This is a genomic window from Arthrobacter sp. EPSL27 (assembly GCF_001512305.1).
GTDB lineage: Bacteria > Actinomycetota > Actinomycetes > Actinomycetales > Micrococcaceae > Arthrobacter.
In genome coordinates this window covers 175,867-192,475 of sequence record NZ_LNUT01000003.1, presented here as the reverse complement: position 1 = coordinate 192,475, position 16,609 = coordinate 175,867, and the positions used below count along the sequence as shown (strand labels likewise).

Genomic DNA, 16,609 nt, shown 5'->3' with positions numbered 1-16,609 from the left:
CCGATGAGCTCCAGGCACCGCACGCCGGTTGAGTCCCGGCGGTACGTCCCCGCCCCCGGCGAGGCGTCCGACGTCGAACTCATGCCGGCGGGCGATGTCACCGACGGTGTGGTGCGGGTGGGCGGAACCATCCGCCGCCCGCACCAGCCGCAGTCCCTGGCGGTTGCCGCGTTCCTCGACTGGCTGGAGGACGCCGGGTTCGACGCCGCCCCGCGGTTCCTGGGCAGGGACCCGGAGGGGCGGGATGTCCTGACCTTCCTGCCCGGACGGTGCGCAGGTCCCGTCCCGGAAGCGTGGGCACAGTCGGAGGAGCTGCTGGTCTCCGTGGCGCAGCTGCTCCGCCGCCTGCACACGGCGTCGGCCGGCTTCGTGCCGGCCGCCCACCCGTTCCCGCCCCGGCCGGGCCGGCAGAAAGCGGCGGATGCCGCAGGGCTCGTCTGCCACCTGGACGTGACACCGCAGAACGTGGTGGTCCGGGACGGCCGTGCCGCCGGGCTGGTGGACTTCGACCTGGCCGGGCCCACCACGGCGTTCAAGGATTCCTTCAACACTGCGATGCACTGGGTGCCGCTCCGGGACCCGGCCGACGCCTGGGCCGGCTGGGAGGGGGCGGACCCGTTCCGGCGGCTCCGAATCTTCGCCGACGCCTACGGCTGGGATGAGGACGAACGACGGCGGCTGCCGGTCTTCGGGGTCGAGGCGGCGGCGGTGAGCTACGAGCGGATGCAGCACAACGCCCGGGCCCTTGGCGGCGGCTGGGCGCGGATGTGGGACGACGGCGTGGGCGGCATGATCCGCCGCCGCGGCGACTGGCTGGCGGCCAACGCCGGGGCGATCGTGGCCGCGCTCACGGCCGAAGGAAGGCCCTAGGCCCCGTACATCCGGTAGGTGGAGCTGCCGACGGCCAGGCCCACCGCGATGAGCACGAACACCAGGATGGCCAGCGCAATCCCCGCGTAGCCCATCACCAGTCCGGCAATGGCCATGCCCCGGCCCGCCGGCTCGCGCTTCAGGGCCATGTGGCCCAAGATGACCGCGGCCAGCTGCGGCAGCAGGAAGAACCCCAGACCCACGAACGCGGCGATGCCGCAGCACATGCTGGCGATGCTCAGGCCTTTGGGCTCCGGCGGAACCCCGTAATACGACGGCTGCCCGTAGGTGTTGAACGGCCCGCTGGACTGGCCATACTGCGCGGGCGCACCGTACGGCTGCTGGCCGTACGGCTGCTGACTATAGGGCTGCTGCCCGTACTGTTGCTGGCCATATTGCGAGGGCGTGCCGAACGGTTCGGTGGGCTGGCTGTAGCCTGCGGCGCCCTGGCCGTACTGGCTCTCCGGCTGGCCCTGGGCCCCGTAGGGCTGCTGCTGCCCGTAGCCCGGCTGATCGAACCGCGACGTCGGCGGAACGTCCGATTCCGGCGACGGGCTGTACGACGGCGGCCGGTAGCCCTCCGGGGCCTCGTCTTTATCCGGTTTCGGCTGGTCAGTCATGGTTTTCCCCTCGTGAAGTCGCTGGCTCCAGCCTACCTCCGCGGCGGTTCGCCGAGGAGGACATTTCTTACGTCACAGGGAGCGTAATCATGTCCGGTTCCGCGCCCGTCTGGCATGCTGGTGCCATGGCTAGCCGCGCGGGCACTGTTGCCCAACCCCAAGACCTTGTTGACCTCACTGCGCTTCTGGATGCGTACTACGACGTTTCCCCTGATCTGGGCGACCCCGGGCAGCGGGTTGTCTTCGGCACGTCCGGGCACCGGGGTTCCAGCCTGAAAGCCTCCTTCAACGAACCCCACATCCTCGCCATCACCCAGGCGATCGTGGAGTACCGGGCAGGCCAGGGCATCACGGGTCCCCTGTACCTCGCCAAAGACACCCATGCCCTCAGCGAACCGGCCCAGAACTCGGCCCTGGAAGTGCTCGCCGCCAACGGCATCAACGTGCTGATCGACGCCCGCCACGGCTACACCCCCACCCCGTCACTGAGCCACGCGATCCTGACGCACAACAACAACTCCCCCGCCGGGGCACCGCAGGCGGACGGCATCGTGGTGACGCCGAGCCACAACCCGCCCGGCGACGGCGGCTTCAAGTACAACCCGCCGCACGGCGGGCCCGCCGACTCGGACGCCACCGGCTGGATCGCGAACCGTGCCAACGAACTCCTTGAGAACGGGCTGCGCGGGGTCAAACGGATCCCCATTGCCGACGCCCTCGGCGCCGACACCACCGGCAAGTTCGACTTCCTGAGCAGCTACGTGGACGATTTGCCCTCCGTCCTGGACCTCAACGCCATCCGCGAGGCCGGGGTCCGGATCGGCGCCGACCCGATGGGCGGGGCGTCGGTGGACTACTGGGGCGAAATCGCCGAACGCCACCACCTGAACCTCACGGTGGTCAACCCCACGGTCGATCCGCAGTGGGCGTTTATGACACTGGACTGGGACGAGAAGATCCGCATGGACTGCTCCTCGCCGTCGGCAATGGCCTCGCTGATCCAGCGGATGGCTGTGGGGCCGGACGGGTCCACCCCCTTCGACATCGCGACCGGCAACGACGCCGACGCGGACCGGCACGGCATTGTGACCCCGGACGGCGGGCTGATGAACCCGAACCACTACCTCGCCGTCGCGATCGACTACCTCTACCGCCACCGCACCGGGTGGAACCCGCAGTCCGTGATCGGGAAGACTCTGGTGTCCTCCTCGATCATCGACCGCGTCGCCGAAAGCCTGGGCCGGAAACTGGTCGAGGTGCCGGTGGGCTTCAAGTGGTTCGTTCCGGGGCTGCTCTCCGGCGAAGGCGCCTTTGGCGGCGAGGAATCCGCCGGCGCCTCCTTCAATAAGAAGGACGGCAGCGTCTGGACCACCGACAAGGACGGCATCCTCCTGGCCCTGCTGGCATCCGAGATCACGGCGGTCACCGGCAAGTCGCCGTCGCAGCTGTACAAGGGCCTCACGGACCAGTTCGGCGACCCGGTGTACGCGCGGATCGACGCGGCGGCCACCCGGGAGCAGAAGGCTGCCCTGGGGAAGCTCTCGTCCTCCGACGTCACCGCCACCGAGCTCGCGGGTGAGACCATCACGGCCAAACTGACGGAAGCGCCGGGCAACGGGGCTGCCATCGGCGGCCTCAAGGTGGTCACCGAGAACGCGTGGTTCGCGGCCAGGCCATCCGGCACGGAAGACGTCTACAAGATCTACGCCGAGTCCTTCAAGGGGGCAGAGCACCTCAAGCAGGTCCAGGCCGAGGCGAAGGCGCTGGTGGACGGCGTCATCTCCTAGGGCCCGCTCAGGCCGGTCCCGCCTCGACGCTCCCGGCGAGCACGGACCGGTTCCGGCCCAGGGTCTTGGCCCGGTAGAGGGCAGCGTCCGCGGCGGCAATCAGCGCGTCAAGGTCCACGCGGCCCGGCGCGGTGTTCGCGATCCCGTAGCTGGAGGTGGGGAGCCGCGGGATCACGGCCGACGTCGAGGCCTGCAGCCTGGCGCTGATGTCCGCGGCGATTTCCCCGGCCCGTTCCGGCGTGACGCCCGGCAGGAGCATGATGAACTCCTCTCCGCCGTAGCGCCCCACGAGGTCGGTGGAGCGGACCGTGGACGTGCAGGCGTCCGCGAAGGCCTGCAACGCGGTGTCCCCGGCCGAGTGACCGTACTCGTCGTTAATGCCCTTGAAGTGGTCCAGGTCGGCCAGGATGAGCGACGCCGAAGTCCTGGCCCGGTTGAGGCGGCGCAGTTCATTCTCGGCGAGGTCCAGGAACGCGGTCCGGTTCAGGAGCCCGGTGAGCCCGTCCACAGTGGCGCGGGCGCGCAGGTCCTGGGTCTGTTGTTCATAGCTCAGCTCCGCCATGGTAAAGGACGCCACCACCATGATCACCGCCGAACAGATGGTCATGGGTACGGATCCGAAGAGGGTTTGGAACACGGCGCCGTCCGGGCCGTCCAGGACAAACGCGGCGAAGCGGCCCAGATAGAAGGCGGCCAGGACGCCGGAGCCCACGGCCAGGGTGAGGTGCACGCGCGAAAATTGCCGGTCCAGCAGGAACAGCTCGCGGCAGCCGAGGCCGATCAGCAGGCACATGAATCCCAGATAAGCGGGCCCGCCCGACCAGACATTGGTGGCCGGCTGGTCCAGCATCGAGGCCACGCCCGTGACGGCGGGCCCGGCGGCGAGGTACCAAAGCCTGGGCACCGTGGTCCGCAACGACCGGGCTCCCGCCCAGATGCCGGCGGCTCCCGCCACCAGGAGCACGTTCCCGAGCGGGTTGGACCAGATCTGGTGGGGTGTGCCGTCCAGCAGGTAGGCGGCATTGCCGGCGAGGAACAGCAGCAGGGCCAGGCACCACCAGCCGCTGTAGGCCGAACGCGTCCGGCGGAAGGTGATGAAGTAGAACAAAAGCAGCAGCGTCAGGTCGACCACCGCCAAGGCGACGCGCAAGGTCGCGGTGTCAAGCATCATGTAGGGCCCCCCGGTCCGCTCGCAATAGCCCGATTTGCGCCGACTTCGCGCCGCAGGTGACCCTAGTATGGCACCCCGCGGCGGCCAAGTGTGACCTCGGTCTCGGACATGACGCGGGCGGGCCGCGCCGGCGCCGCGAAAGGGCCCTGCGCCCCTGTGTTCCGGGGGCAAGGCGGACTAAACTGGAACCGGCCCCGGATGCGGCCTAGCGCTCAACCGCAGAATTGCGTCCCGAGTGCCTCCGGCCTGTCCCCCATGGTGCCGGAGGCACCTCCGCGTCATCCCAGTGCCGGAGGCACCTGGTACGTCAGACCGTGCGGACGACATCCTCGTAGGCGAACTTCGGCTTAGCCGCGCCCCACGCGTCGGCTGCGGGCCGGCCGATGTTGACCACCAGGAAGCTCTTCTGGCCGCCGTCGGGGAAGAACGCGTTGTCGATCGCGGAGAAGTCCGCTCCCGTCATGGGCCCGGCGGAGAAGCCGAGGGACCGGACGGCGAGGATGAAGTAGCCGGCCTGCAGGTGGGCGTTGTTGTTGCCGGTGGCGGCGGCGAGCTCCGGGGCGGCGTCGTACATGGCCTTGGGCGCGTTGTAGCCGGGCAGGAAGGTGTCCCACTGGTCCTGCCAGGACGTGTCGTAGCTGAGGATGGCGACCAGCGGCGCGGATTCGGTCTTGGCGCGGTTGCCGTTGGCGAGGGCTCCCACCAGCGTGGCGCGGGCTTCCTCGGACCGGACGTAGGTGACGCGCAGGGGCTGGGAGTTGAAGGCGGTGGGGCCGAACTTGGTGAGTTCGTAGATGGCCCGGGCCTGCTCGTCGGTGACTTCGCCGGTGAAGGTGTTGGCAGTGCGGGCCTCGGCAAAGATGGCGTCCACTGCGGCGGCGTCGATTACTGCTTCGTCATGGGCGATGGTCACAAGTGCCTCTTTCGCTGGGTGCCCGCCGGGCGGCGGCCTCTGGTTGCTGTCTATAGTTGCAACTTCAACTACACGCCAGTGCTTCCCGGATCGCCCCGTGACGTCCCGCACAGTGGCCCCGGCGGGCGCGGCAGCCGCCTCCGGCGAAGCATGCCGGAAACACCGGCGCGGTAAAGTTGCACCCGGAAGATTCCTTCCCGGTCCCGCCACACATTCTTGAAAGGCTCGCTGCAATGAGCATGCTCGGCACCAAATGGAAGATCCACGGCAACGGCAAGTCCATCCGCCCCGGTGAGGTCGTGAAGCCGGATGAGCGCCTTGCCTGGCCGCTGACCATCGGCGTCGGGATGCAGCACGTTGTCGCCATGTTCGGCGCCACCTTCCTGGTCCCGATCATCACGGGCATGCCGCCGGCCACCACCCTGTTCTTCTCGGGCATCGGCACCCTGCTGTTCCTGGTCATCACCAAGGGCCAGGTGCCGAGCTACCTCGGGTCCAGCTTCGCCTTCATCGCCCCGATCATGGCCTCGCAGCAGCAGTACGGCGTCGCCGGTGCGCTCGGCGGCGTGGTGCTGGCCGGCGTCGGGCTCGCGGTCATCGGCGCCGTGGTGCAGAAGTTCGGCGCCGGCTGGATCAACCGGCTGATGCCGCCGATCGTCACGGGAGCCATTGTGGGCCTGATCGGCCTCAACCTCGCCCCGGCAGCCAAGAACAACTTCGACGCAGCCCCGATCACGGCGCTCATCACCTTGGCCACCATCATTGTGGTCAGCGTCTTCTTCCGCGGCATCCTGGGCCGGCTGAGCATCCTGGTGGGCGTGGTGGTGGGCTACCTCGTGGCGATGATCCGCGGCGAGGTGGACTTCGCCAAGATGGACGCGGCGGCCTGGGTGGGGCTGCCGTTCTTTCAGACTCCCGAATTCCACATCGGCGTCGTCGGCCTGTTTGTGCCCGTGGTCCTGGTCCTCGTGGCGGAGAACATCGGCCACGTGAAGTCTGTGTCCGCCATGACCGGCCAGAACCTCGACGGCGTCTCCGGACGGGCGCTGATGGCCGACGGCGCGGCCACCGTGCTGGCCGGCATGGGCGGCGGCTCCGGCACCACCACCTACGCGGAGAACATCGGCGTCATGGCCGCCACCAAGGTCTATTCGACGGCGGCCTACTGGGTTGCCGGTGTTTTCGCCGTCGCGCTGAGCTTCTCGCCCAAGTTCGGTGAACTCATCGCCACCGTCCCCGCCGGCGTGCTGGGCGGCGCGGCCACCATGCTCTACGGCATGATCGGTGTCCTGGGCGTCAAGATCTGGGTGCAGAACAAGGTGAACTTCTCCAACCCGATCAACCTGACCACGGCGGCCGTCGCCCTGATCGTGGGCATCGCCGACTACACCTGGACCATCGGCGAACTGGTGTTCACCGGCATCGCCCTCGGCTCTGCCGCGGCCCTGGTGATCTACCACGGCATGACGGCGATCGCGAAGGTCCGCGGCACGGTGGCCGAGCCGGAAACGGAAGGCGTTGTGGCCGCAGCCACCGCCGCCGTGAAACGTCCGGGGAAGAAGCGACCCTAGGCTGCACCCAGGGGCGGGCAGGCCATATCCGCCCCCGCCGGCAACAGACGAAGGCCGGGGCCCGGACACCTCATGGTGAACGGGCCCCGGCCTTTGCTGCGCCGCTTACGCGGGTTAAGGCTTCAGCGGGCAGTTTTAGCCGGCGTCGAAGGTTTCCTCGTCGTCGCCGTCGTCCTTGGCCGACTTCGATTCGGGCAGGTCAGTTCCGGATCCGTCCGGGAGGCCGGCCGCATCCTGGCCGGGCTCCGAGGAGAACGGCCGTCCGGCGTCGGGCTCTTCGGTATTGGCCGCATCCATCTCCGCGTCCGCGGACGGCACGGCCGCCTCGGAATTCTCCGTGGCATCCGCGTCGTAGCCGGGTGTGGTGCTCGCGTTTTCCGAACTCATCTGTTCCTCCGTTCCTCCGAAGCGTCCTGCCCCGGGTTCTCCTGCACTGTCCTGGTCTTCGGCGCCGAACTGGCTCAGGTCCGGGACGCCGGCGGGGTAGGTCTCGCCGTCCGGGCTGTCCTGGCTGAGGCCCGCGGCGTCAAACGCTTCTTCCTCGCGGGGCTGGGCGAACTTTTTGGTGTCTGCCCCGGGGAGCTCCTGCTCCGCCGTCGGCGTTCCGTAGCCGCCGACTTCCTCGATCGGTTCCTGCTGCTTTTCCTCGGTCATGCTGTTCCTCCCGTGGTGGAAACGTGAACTGCGTGGTTTTCTCGGTCTGCCGGATACGGCGGAACTGGCGTCAGAGGCCTTTGCCGCCGGTGACCGGCAGGACGGCGCCGGAGATGTAGGAGCCGTGGTCGGAGGCCAGGAGCACGTACGCCGGCGCGAGTTCCGCCGGCTGTCCGGCCCGCTGCAGCGGGGTGTCCTGGCCGAACGACGGCAGCTTGTCCGGCCACTCGGTCGCCGGGATCAGCGGCGTCCAGATGGGTCCCGGGGCCACGGCGTTGACGCGGATTCCCTTGGGGCCGAGCTGCTGGGCCAGGGCCTTGGTGAAGGCGACCTGCGCAGCCTTGGTCATGGCGTAATCGATCAGCTGCGGCGAGGGGTTGAACGCCTGGATCGACGCCGTCGTGATGATCGACGCACCCGCCTTCAGGTGCGGCACCGCCGCCCGGGCGGTCCAGATCAGCGAGTACAGGTTGGTCTGGAAGACCCGGTCGAACTCCTCGGTGGGAAGCGACTCAAAGCTGTCGCGGTTCTTCTGGTACGCCGCGTTCAGCACCACGACGTCGAGACGGCCGAATTCGGCGAGCGCGTCGTCCACGATCCTGGTCGCGAAGTCCTCGTTGCGCCCGTCCCCGGCGATCAGCAGCGCCCTGCGTCCGGCTTTCCGGATCCACGCGGCGGTGTCCTGGGCGTCGGCTTCCTCTTCCGGCAGATAGGAGATGGCGACGTCGGCCCCCTCGCGGGCGAACGCGATGGCCACCGCTTTACCGATTCCGGAGTCCCCGCCGGTGATCAGCGCGGCCTTACCGGTCAGCGCACCGCTGCCTTCGTAGCTCTCCTCGCCATGGTCCGGCTGGGGGTCCATGGGCGCGGTGAGGCCCGGCTGTTCCTGCACCTGCTCCGGGAACGACCCGGAGTAGTAACCGCTCCGGGGGTCGCGCGGCTGGTCCTGCTGTTTGTCTGAATCGCTCATAGTCCACCTACCCAACGTGTCGGTTTCCAAGGGCGGCGGCGCCGGAAGCGGGCAATGGCCCGCAGCTGCGACGCTGCCCGCGAAGTAAACATTTTCCACCCTACCCGCAAAATGATCAGCACGCTTAGTACCGGCTTGAATTCCGTAATGCTCAAGCCTAGGTTGAGAGTTAACTGCCGCCGCAGGCAGATCCTCAGCGATGTGGAGGCGAAGTGTCCGAGCCAGAGCCGGTGTCCAATCCGAACCAGTCCCCCGCGGGCAGCACGCAAGGTTCCGGGCCGGGCGGGCGCAATGAGTCCGCCATCGAGAAACTCGACCGCAACTGGATGGAACTGCTGCAGGAGCTCCGGGTGCTGCAGACCGGGGTGCAGATCCTGGCGGGTTTCCTCCTGACGCTGCCCTTCCAGTCCAGGTTTGAGACGCTGGACGATTACCAGACCACCCTGTACCTGGCCAACGTGGCGCTGGCGGCCCTCACCACCGCCCTGATCCTGCTCCCCGTGAGCGTGCACCGGCGTCTGTTCCGGCTGCACCTCCGGGCGGCCCTGGTGTCCAGCGCCGACCGGATCGCCAAGGTGGCCCTTGCCGGCGTCGGGCTGCTCAGCGTGGGCACCTCGGCGCTGGTTTTTGATGTCACCGCGGGCCGGACGGCCGGGCTGGTGGCCGGAGCGGCGCTGATGGCGGTGCTGCTGGTCCTGCTGGTCTACGTACCCAGCCGCCTCCGCCGGCACGCGGAAGGGGCCTGAGATGACGGACCGGCGCGGCACCGGGAACACACGGGCCGGGCGGAGCTGGGTGAAGGACCACGGCCTGCTGCTGGCCAACATCGGACTGTTTGTGGTGTTCTTCGGCGGCATGATCCTCAGCGGGGCGGCGGACTACAGCGCCGACCAGCTGGCCCACGGCGAACCGGCCGTGACGCCGCTGGGCTACCTCGGCACCGGCGCATTCCTGGAGGCCACGTTTGAGAACTGGGAGTCCGAGTTCCTGCAGATGGGCATGTACGTCATCCTGACGGTCTTCCTGTTCCAGAAAGGATCGTCCGAGTCCAAACCGGTGGACCGGGCGGCCCCGCAGGATGAGGACCCCCGGAACGCGAAGGTGAAAGCGGCCACCCCGTGGCCCGTGCGGCGCGGCGGCTGGGTCCTGAAGCTGTATGAACATTCCCTGTCTGTTATGTTCTTCCTGCTGTTCCTGGCGTCCTTCACCCTCCACGCCGTGGGCGGGGCGGACGAGTACAGCAGTGAGCAGCAGAGCCACGGGGAGGCACCCGTAACCGTCCTCGAGTACCTGGCCACCAGCCGCTTCTGGTTCGAGTCCTTCCAGAACTGGCAGAGCGAGTTCCTGGCGGTCGCCGTGCTGGTGGGCGCGTCGGTGTACCTGCGCGAGCGCGGCTCCCCGGAGTCCAAGCCGGTCGCGGAGCCGCACTACGAGACGGGCGCCTGAGCGCTCAGGCGCCCTCGAGCACCGACCTGGTGGCCCAGGTGAGGTACTTCGCGGCGTTGGCGACGGCGTCGTCCGGGCTTCCGGCCACGTCGAGCAGCTGGGCGGCGGCCACCACACCGTGCTTGGCGAGGTCCTCCGGGGTGACCAGGATCCGTCCCGCCACCACCAGGACCGGAATGCCGAGGCGCATGGCGGCGTCGGCGAGCGCAATCGGCGCTTTGCCGGTCAGCGACTGCGAATCCAGCGAGCCCTCACCGGTGATCACCAGATCAGCCTGCGCCAGCTTGTCCGCCAGTCCGGTGAGTCCGGCCACCAGCTCGAAGCCGCCTTCCAGTGCGGCGTTGCTGAACGCCAGGAACGACGCCGGGAAGCCGCCGGCCTGGCCGGCGCCCGGGATGTTGACGTCCCGGCCGGTGGATTCGCGCAGTATCGAGGCCCAGTTGCGGAGCCCGGCGTCGAGCAGTTCCACGGCATCCCCGTCGGCACCCTTCTGCGGGCCAAACACGTGGGCGGCACCGTCGGGCCCCACCAGCGGGTTCTGCACGTCCACGGCGATCCGGAACGTAACCGCGCCCAGCCGCGGGTCGAGGCCGCCGGCGTCGACGCGTACGACGTCCGCGAGCGACCCGCCGCCGAGCGGCACCACGTTTCCGGCGGCGTCCAGCGGCTTGAGGCCCAGCGCGCGCAGGGCGCCGCTGCCGCCGTCGCTCATGGCCGAGCCGCCCAGGCCCAGCACGATTTCCGTGGCGCCGGCGTCGAGGGCGGCGGCGATCAGCTGGCCGCAGCCGTAACTGTGGGCGCGCAGGGCGTTGGCCGGGGTGGGTTCCATGTGCGCCAGCCCGGAGGCCTGCGCGGTTTCGATGACGGCGGTGGCCCCGCCGAACGCGTCCTTCCGGATGGCCCAGGCCGCGCCCACCGGCGCCAGGATGGGTCCCACGACGGCGTTCAGCCGTTCCTCATACCCGGCCGCGACGGCCGCCTCCAGGGTTCCCTCGCCGCCGTCGGCCACGGGAAACTGGATGGCCTCGGCGTCCGGGTAGACGCGCAGGGCGCCCTCAGCGATGGCGGCGGCCGCCTCGGCGGCGGTGAGGGAGCCTTTGAACTTGTCCGGGGCGATCAGGATGCGCATCCCCCTATCCTGCCAGTCCGGGAGTATCGTGGCAGCCACACAAAGCGACCTGCACCCAGGGGGCATCAGTGAACGAAAACGGAAAAATCCGCGGGCATGTGCCTCGCCAGCCCGGCCAGCCCGGCATGGCCGAACTCCTGCTGGTCCGGCACGGCGAGAGCCAGGGCAACGTGGCCGCCACGCTGGCGCACCAGTCCGGCGCGCACGTCATCAGCGTCCCGGCCCGCGACGCCGACGTCGAACTCTCGGACACCGGCCGCGAGCAGGCGCTGGCGCTGGGCCGGCTGTTCGCCGGGTTCCCGGAGGACGGGCGGGCCGCCGTCTGGTCCTCCCCGTACCTGCGGGCGCGGCAGACCGCGGAGCTGGCCGTCCACACCGGAGGCTGGAACACCCCGGTGACGCTCGACGAGCGGCTGCGCGACCGCGAGCTCGGCATCCTGGACATGCTCACCTCGGCCGGTGTGGAGGCCAGGCTGCCGCAGGAAGCGGAGCGGCGGCGCTGGCTGGGCAAGTTCTACTACCGGCCGCCCGGCGGCGAATCATGGGCCGACGTCGTCCTCCGGCTGCGGTCCCTGATCGCAGACCTGGACCGCCTGCACCCCGGGCAGCGGGTGCTCCTGGTCTGCCACGACGCCGTCATCCTGCTGATCCGCTACATTCTGGAGGGGCTGACGGAGCCCGAGCTGCTGGACATCGCCGCCTCAACCGCCATCCTCAACGCCTCCGTGAGCCGCTTCGTCCGGCCGGACGGCACCGGACCGTGGACGCTGGAGAGCTTCAACATGGCCGATCACCTGATGAGCGAAGGGGTTCCCGTGACCGAACATGCAGGGGATGCCAATGTCCACCCGACGTGACGCGGGCGCCGGGACCGGCCCGGCCCCTGAGCCAGTGACCCCCACCTTGCTGCGGGCGTGGCCGCTGCCCGGCGGCGGCTCCGGCAAAGACGACCGCGGTTCCGTGCTGGTGGTCGGCGGGGCGCGGATGACGCCGGGCGCCGCGCTGCTGGCCGGGGTGGCCGCGCTGCGCTCCGGCGCCGGGCGGCTCACCCTCGCCGTCGCGGAATCGGCCGCCGTGCACCTGGCGGTTGCGTTGCCCGAGGCAGGCGTGCTGGCCTTGCCGGAAACCTCGACCGGCTCCGTGGAGGGGACGGCCGCCGCCGAGGCCGCCGCCTCCGCGGCCGGCTCGGCTGACGCCGTGCTGATCGGGCCGGGCCTGGATGACAAGGACCAGGCCACCGCGTTGCTCCGCGGACTGCTCGCGACGTCGGGGACCAAGGGGCCGGCCGTGATCCTCGACGCGTTCGCCCTGGGCAGCCTGCCCGACTTGGCCGGCGAGCTGGACCCCTGGCGGGGCCGGCTGATCCTGACCCCGAACGTCACCGAGGCAGGCATCCTGCTGGGGCGCGACGCAGATCGGCTGGACCGGGACATTCCCGAACTGGCGGAGAAGTACGGCGCCGTGGTGACCTGCCAGGGGGTGATCGCGCAGCCGGCCGGGGGCGCCGGTTCCGGCGCGTCGCTGTGGGAGATCACCACCGGGCACGGCGGGCTGGGCACCTCCGGCTCGGGCGATGTGCTCTCCGGGACCATCGCCGGGCTGCGGGCGCGGGGAACCACGGATGCGCAGGCGGCCTGCTGGGGCACGCATCTGCATGCGAGCGCCGGGGACCGGCTGGCGAGCCGGCTGGGCAGCCTGGGCTACCTGGCCCGCGAACTCACGGAGGAACTGCCTCCGCTGATGATGGAACTCGGTTCCTGACCGGGCCTGCGCCGGGTCTCTGCCGGGCCTCTGCCCGGTCAGCCGGGGCCGCTCAGCCGCTGCGCGCCGGTCCGCCGCGCCAGTCGCCGCGCGCCTCGAGAACTTCCTTCAACAGGTCCGCGCGGTCGGTGACGATCCCGTCCACCCCGAGGTCCAGCAACCGGTGTATCTCCGCAGGCTCGTTGATGGTCCAGACGTGCACCTGGAGCCCGTGCCGGTGTGCGCGCCGGACGAAGCCGGGGGTCACCACCGTCACGGCGCCGTAGCTGACCGGGACCTGCAGGGCGTGCACGCCACGCAGCGCCCGCCCCACGGCCAGGCCCAGCAGGGGTGCGGGAAGCACGGGGCCCAGCAGGACGAAGAGGGCGTTGGACACGATTCCGGCCGACGCCGCGGCGGGGCGGCTCAGCTGCCGGAGGACGGCACGCCGCCGGCGGTCGGAGAAGCTGGCAATCAGCACCCGATCATGGAGGCCGTAGCGTTCGATCGCCGCCGCCAGGGTATCCACCGAGTTCCAGTCCTTGACGTCGAGGTTGAGCCGGACGTCCGGGAACGCCGTGGCCAACTCCTCGAACAGCGGGATGGGTTCCGCGCCGCCGATCCGTGCCCGGGCCACGACCTCCGCCGGGAGGTCCGAGATCCTGCCGCTGCCGTCCGTCACCCGGTCCAGGGTTTCGTCGTGGAACAGCAGCAGGACGCCGTCGGCGGTGGTATGCACGTCCGTCTCCAGGTGCCGGAACCCCAGCTCGACGGCGGCGCGGAACGCCGCCATGGAGTTCTCCAGGCCGTCCCGGGAGAAGCCGCGGTGGGCCATGGCCACGGGCAGGTCCGGGCCGTTCCCGGCGGCGGGGCCGGAGGCGAAGAACGGGTGCGGGGTGCTCACTCCTGAAGCCTAGCGGAGCCCTGCGGGGCTGTACGGCCCCCGCCTGCGGGCCAGCTCAGTTCGTTTGCGGGCGGATCTCCACGCCGTCGCTGCAGTGCAGCAGCGTGCGGCCGCGGCCGCCGTCGAGGTCCACCCACACGGCGGTGTGGTCCGCCGTCACGGCGTCCACCCGCCCGTCGGTTTCGTAGCCGGGTGCCAGGCGGACGCTGACCCGGTCACCCTGCTGGAGGCTCTTCCAGTGCGCGTCGGGCGCCGCCGGGCGCAGGGGCATATCGTCTATGTTCTTCATGCGGTACCTGGCCATGATGTCCCACCGTCACTGAGCTGATCCGTCGTGAGATTCCACCGTAAGTCGCCAAGGTGAACGCCAGTTGACCGGAAGCTGGGAGTCCGGTGACCGCGGGGCCGGAGGGACCGGCTCAGCGCAGCCGGACGCCCAGGGCTGCAAGCTTCGCCTCGAGGATTTGGGCGACGCCGTCCTCGTCGAAGTGCGGCGCCTGCTGCCCGGCGGCGAGGATGGCTTCGGGATGCCCGCTGGCCATCGCGTAGCCGTCGCCGGCCCAGCGCAGCATCTCGATGTCGTTGGGCATGTCCCCAAAGGCCACCACGTCCGCGGCGCCGATGCCGAGGGACGCCGCGTACTCGGCGAGGGTCACGGCCTTGTTCACACCCGGCAGGGACAGTTCCAGCAGGGCCATGTTCGGCGCCGAATGCGTCGCCGCGGCCAGATGGGCCACCGCCGGGGTCACCTCGGCCAGGAACTCGTCGGCCGTGCCCTCGCGGACAATGGCCATCAGCTTCACCACGGTGTCTTCGTCGGTCAGGGTGTTGTGCAGCGGCGCGGGGGTGACCTCTGCGAGCAGCGCGCTGCTGCCGGAGTTAAGGAATCCCGGTTCGAGGTGGAAGCCGCCCAGGGTCTCGGCGGCAAAGACGGCGGAGGGCCGCAGCCGCTGGATGATGCGGCGCGTTTCGAACACGGCGTCGAGCTCCAGGCCGCGGGCCGACACCAGGCGGTCCACCTCGAGATCCCAGACCACCGCGCCGTTGGAGCAGATCACGGTTCCGGCGTGTCCCAGCCGGTCCTGCAGCGGGTGGAGCCAGCGCGGCGGGCGCCCCGTGACGAAGACCAGTTCGACGCCGGCCTCCCGGCACGCGTGGAACGCCCGGACGGTCCGGTCACTGATTTCTCCGTCGTGGCCGAGGATCGTTCCGTCAATGTCACTTGCTACCAGCCGCATACCGCAAGTCTACGGGGCGGCGGGGCGCCGGATTGGCCGGGGTCCGGCGTCGAACTCGACGGAAACGTGCCTGGACGCCGGAACGTTACGTCGACCCCGCAGGCTTCCGGCGGATTCGGCGGGCTGGGGTCAGCGCGGGGTCAGCGCTCGTAGAGTCCGGTCAGGGTTGCCCGGGCCAGCGTGTGCGGGCCGAGTTTCGACTCCAGCGCTGAGGGGTGGGTGCCGGCGCCGAGCCCGGAGTGCGCGACGTCGAGGGCGTGGACCGTGACGATGTACCGGTGCGGCCCGTGGCCCCTGGGCGGGGCGGCCCCCATGTATCCGGTGCTGCCGCCGTCGTTCTTCAGCTGGAACGCCCCGGGCGGAAGGTGCCCGCCCTGGCGCGAGCCTGCCCCGGCGGGCAGGGAGGTGGTGGCCGCGGGGAGGTCCAGCACGGCCCAGTGCCAGAAGCCGCCGCGGCCCGGGGCGTCGGGGTCGAACATGGTGACGGCGTAGCCCTGCGTACCGGCCGGTGCGCCGCTCCAGCTCAGCTGCGGCGACTCGTCCTTGGCGCCGGCGCCGGTGGAGGCGCCGCGCTGGGCCGGCGGGAGGGTCTGTCCGTCCAGGAATGACGCACTGCTGACGTGGAAGGACGGGGCAGGGTCTTGCTGGTGATGTGCCATGGCGCCTTTCAGTTCAGTTCCGCCCGGGTTGGCGGGTTGGCGCCGGCCCGGGACACGGTGACGGCGGCGGCCCGTGCGGCGCGGTCCAGGAGTTCCCGGAGGCTTTCGGCGGAGAGTTCCCTCAGGTCCTTGCGGTTCTGCGCGCCGTCAAGGCCCAGGTCCACGATGCCGGACAGCAGGGCCGCCATGAAGGAATCCCCCGCGCCCACGGTGTCCGCTACCTTCACGGACGGCGCCGGGACGTGCGCCTCGCCGGCGGCATTGACGCCCCAGGGCCCTTCGGCGCCGCGGGTGACCACCACCATGGCGGGGCCTTCCGAACCGCCGAGGGTCAGCCAGCGCCGGGCCGAATCCAGCGGGTCCTCACCGGGGTACAGCCACTCGAGGTCCTCGTCCGAGGCCTTCACCACGTCCGCCAGCGCCACGAACTTCTCCGTCTGCTGCCGGGCGTAGTCCACGTCGGAGATGATGCTGGGCCGGCAGTTGGGGTCGAAGCTGATGGTTGCCGAAGGATGGGCATGCTCGACGGCGGAGAGCACCTCGGCGGCCCCGGGAGCCAGCATGGTGGCAATGGAGCCGGTGTGCAGCAGCGTGGTCGCCTGCAGCATGAACGGCAGCCGGTCCGCGAGGCCGGGAAGCTCCCAGGCGAGCTCGAACGTGTAGCTGGCGGCGCCGTCGTCGTCGATCAGGGCGGTGGCGACGGACGTCGGGAGACTGTCCGGCGCCAGCGGGAGCAGCACGGAACTGGACTTCAGGTGGGCGGCCACCGAGTCGCCGTAGGCGTCGCGGCCGTACCGGCCGATGAACTGCACCGGATGGTCCAGGCGGGCCAGTCCCACGGCAACGTTGAGGGGGCTTCCGCCGACGTGGGCCTGGATGCCGGAGGATCGCTGGACCACATCAACCAGGCCTTCGCCAATAACTGTGAGCATGCTCA

General features: G+C 70.0%; 18 protein-coding genes. 7 read left to right on the top strand and 11 right to left on the bottom strand.

Annotation, left to right across the window (positions count from 1 at the left end):
• Window positions 1-3 precede the first annotated feature (3 nt).
• The gene (locus tag AR539_RS02955) at window positions 4-870 is read left to right on the top strand and encodes a phosphotransferase (protein ID WP_157360908.1); all 867 of its coding nucleotides are present in this window, start codon (window positions 4-6) and stop codon (window positions 868-870) included.
• Here AR539_RS02955 and AR539_RS02950 read toward each other — a convergent pair.
• Complete coding sequence (locus tag AR539_RS02950) at window positions 867-1,490, bottom strand: DUF4190 domain-containing protein (RefSeq protein ID WP_066432403.1); 624 nt, start codon at window positions 1,488-1,490, stop codon at window positions 867-869. The genes AR539_RS02955 and AR539_RS02950 overlap by 4 nt on opposite strands.
• 125 nt (window positions 1,491-1,615) lie before the next feature.
• On the opposite strand from AR539_RS02950, the gene pgm reads away from it, so the two are divergent.
• Window positions 1,616-3,277, top strand: coding sequence for a phosphoglucomutase (alpha-D-glucose-1,6-bisphosphate-dependent) (gene pgm / locus AR539_RS02945; protein WP_066433076.1), 1,662 nt, complete (start codon window positions 1,616-1,618; stop codon window positions 3,275-3,277).
• Window positions 3,278-3,284: 7 nt separating this feature from the next.
• Here pgm and AR539_RS02940 read toward each other — a convergent pair whose 3' ends face one another.
• On the bottom strand, window positions 3,285-4,448 hold the full coding sequence (locus AR539_RS02940) for a GGDEF domain-containing protein (protein WP_066432402.1): 1,164 nt from the start codon (window positions 4,446-4,448) through the stop codon (window positions 3,285-3,287).
• A gap of 307 nt (window positions 4,449-4,755) precedes the next feature.
• Window positions 4,756-5,361, bottom strand: a complete 606-nt coding sequence (locus AR539_RS02935; RefSeq protein WP_066432401.1) for a malonic semialdehyde reductase — start codon at window positions 5,359-5,361, stop codon at window positions 4,756-4,758.
• A gap of 233 nt (window positions 5,362-5,594) precedes the next feature.
• Here AR539_RS02935 and AR539_RS02930 point away from each other — a divergent pair, with 233 nt between their 5' ends.
• A complete protein-coding gene (locus AR539_RS02930; protein WP_066432399.1) occupies window positions 5,595-6,932 on the top strand; it encodes a uracil-xanthine permease family protein in 1,338 nt (445 codons plus the stop codon).
• 135 nt (window positions 6,933-7,067) lie between these two features.
• On the opposite strand, the gene AR539_RS02925 is transcribed toward AR539_RS02930, so the two are convergent.
• Entirely contained in the window at window positions 7,068-7,586 is a 519-nt protein-coding gene (locus tag AR539_RS02925; RefSeq protein ID WP_066432397.1) for a hypothetical protein, read from the bottom strand.
• Between the two features lie 70 nt (window positions 7,587-7,656).
• Entirely contained in the window at window positions 7,657-8,556 is a 900-nt protein-coding gene (locus AR539_RS02920) for an SDR family oxidoreductase (protein ID WP_066432394.1), read from the bottom strand.
• A 230-nt stretch (window positions 8,557-8,786) separates the two neighbouring features.
• Here AR539_RS02920 and AR539_RS02915 point away from each other — a divergent pair, with 230 nt between their 5' ends.
• Together AR539_RS02915 and AR539_RS02910 are read left to right on the top strand one after the other, a co-directional pair.
• The gene (locus AR539_RS02915; RefSeq protein ID WP_066433074.1) at window positions 8,787-9,302 is read left to right on the top strand and encodes a DUF6328 family protein; all 516 of its coding nucleotides are present in this window, start codon (window positions 8,787-8,789) and stop codon (window positions 9,300-9,302) included.
• A gap of 1 nt (window position 9,303) precedes the next feature.
• Complete coding sequence (locus AR539_RS02910; RefSeq protein ID WP_066432392.1) at window positions 9,304-10,002, top strand: DUF6766 family protein; 699 nt, start codon at window positions 9,304-9,306, stop codon at window positions 10,000-10,002.
• 4 nt (window positions 10,003-10,006) lie between these two features.
• Here AR539_RS02910 and AR539_RS02905 read toward each other — a convergent pair whose 3' ends face one another.
• A complete protein-coding gene (locus AR539_RS02905) occupies window positions 10,007-11,131 on the bottom strand; it encodes a glycerate kinase (RefSeq protein ID WP_066432391.1) in 1,125 nt (374 codons plus the stop codon).
• Window positions 11,132-11,256: 125 nt separating this feature from the next.
• Here AR539_RS02905 and AR539_RS02900 point away from each other — a divergent pair, with 125 nt between their 5' ends.
• Together AR539_RS02900 and AR539_RS02895 are read left to right on the top strand one after the other, a co-directional pair.
• Window positions 11,257-11,988, top strand: coding sequence for a histidine phosphatase family protein (locus tag AR539_RS02900; protein WP_066433073.1), 732 nt, complete (start codon window positions 11,257-11,259; stop codon window positions 11,986-11,988).
• Window positions 11,972-12,892, top strand: coding sequence for an NAD(P)H-hydrate dehydratase (locus AR539_RS02895; protein ID WP_197410538.1), 921 nt, complete (start codon window positions 11,972-11,974; stop codon window positions 12,890-12,892). Before AR539_RS02900 ends, AR539_RS02895 begins: the two co-directional genes overlap by 17 nt.
• 52 nt (window positions 12,893-12,944) lie before the next feature.
• On the opposite strand, the gene AR539_RS02890 is transcribed toward AR539_RS02895, so the two are convergent.
• The 5 genes from AR539_RS02890 to AR539_RS02870 all read right to left on the bottom strand — a co-directional run bounded on the left by AR539_RS02890 (window position 12,945) and on the right by AR539_RS02870 (window position 16,604).
• On the bottom strand, window positions 12,945-13,775 hold the full coding sequence (locus AR539_RS02890) for a glycerophosphodiester phosphodiesterase (RefSeq protein ID WP_066432387.1): 831 nt from the start codon (window positions 13,773-13,775) through the stop codon (window positions 12,945-12,947).
• A gap of 55 nt (window positions 13,776-13,830) precedes the next feature.
• On the bottom strand, window positions 13,831-14,079 hold the full coding sequence (locus tag AR539_RS02885) for a hypothetical protein (RefSeq protein WP_066432385.1): 249 nt from the start codon (window positions 14,077-14,079) through the stop codon (window positions 13,831-13,833).
• 115 nt (window positions 14,080-14,194) lie between these two features.
• A complete protein-coding gene (locus AR539_RS02880) occupies window positions 14,195-15,013 on the bottom strand; it encodes an HAD family hydrolase (protein WP_066432384.1) in 819 nt (272 codons plus the stop codon).
• Window positions 15,014-15,153: 140 nt separating this feature from the next.
• The gene (locus tag AR539_RS02875) at window positions 15,154-15,672 is read right to left on the bottom strand and encodes a YbhB/YbcL family Raf kinase inhibitor-like protein (protein WP_066432383.1); all 519 of its coding nucleotides are present in this window, start codon (window positions 15,670-15,672) and stop codon (window positions 15,154-15,156) included.
• Window positions 15,673-15,680: 8 nt separating this feature from the next.
• Window positions 15,681-16,604, bottom strand: a complete 924-nt coding sequence (locus tag AR539_RS02870; RefSeq protein ID WP_066433070.1) for a carbohydrate kinase family protein — start codon at window positions 16,602-16,604, stop codon at window positions 15,681-15,683.
• Window positions 16,605-16,609: the final 5 nt, after the last annotated feature.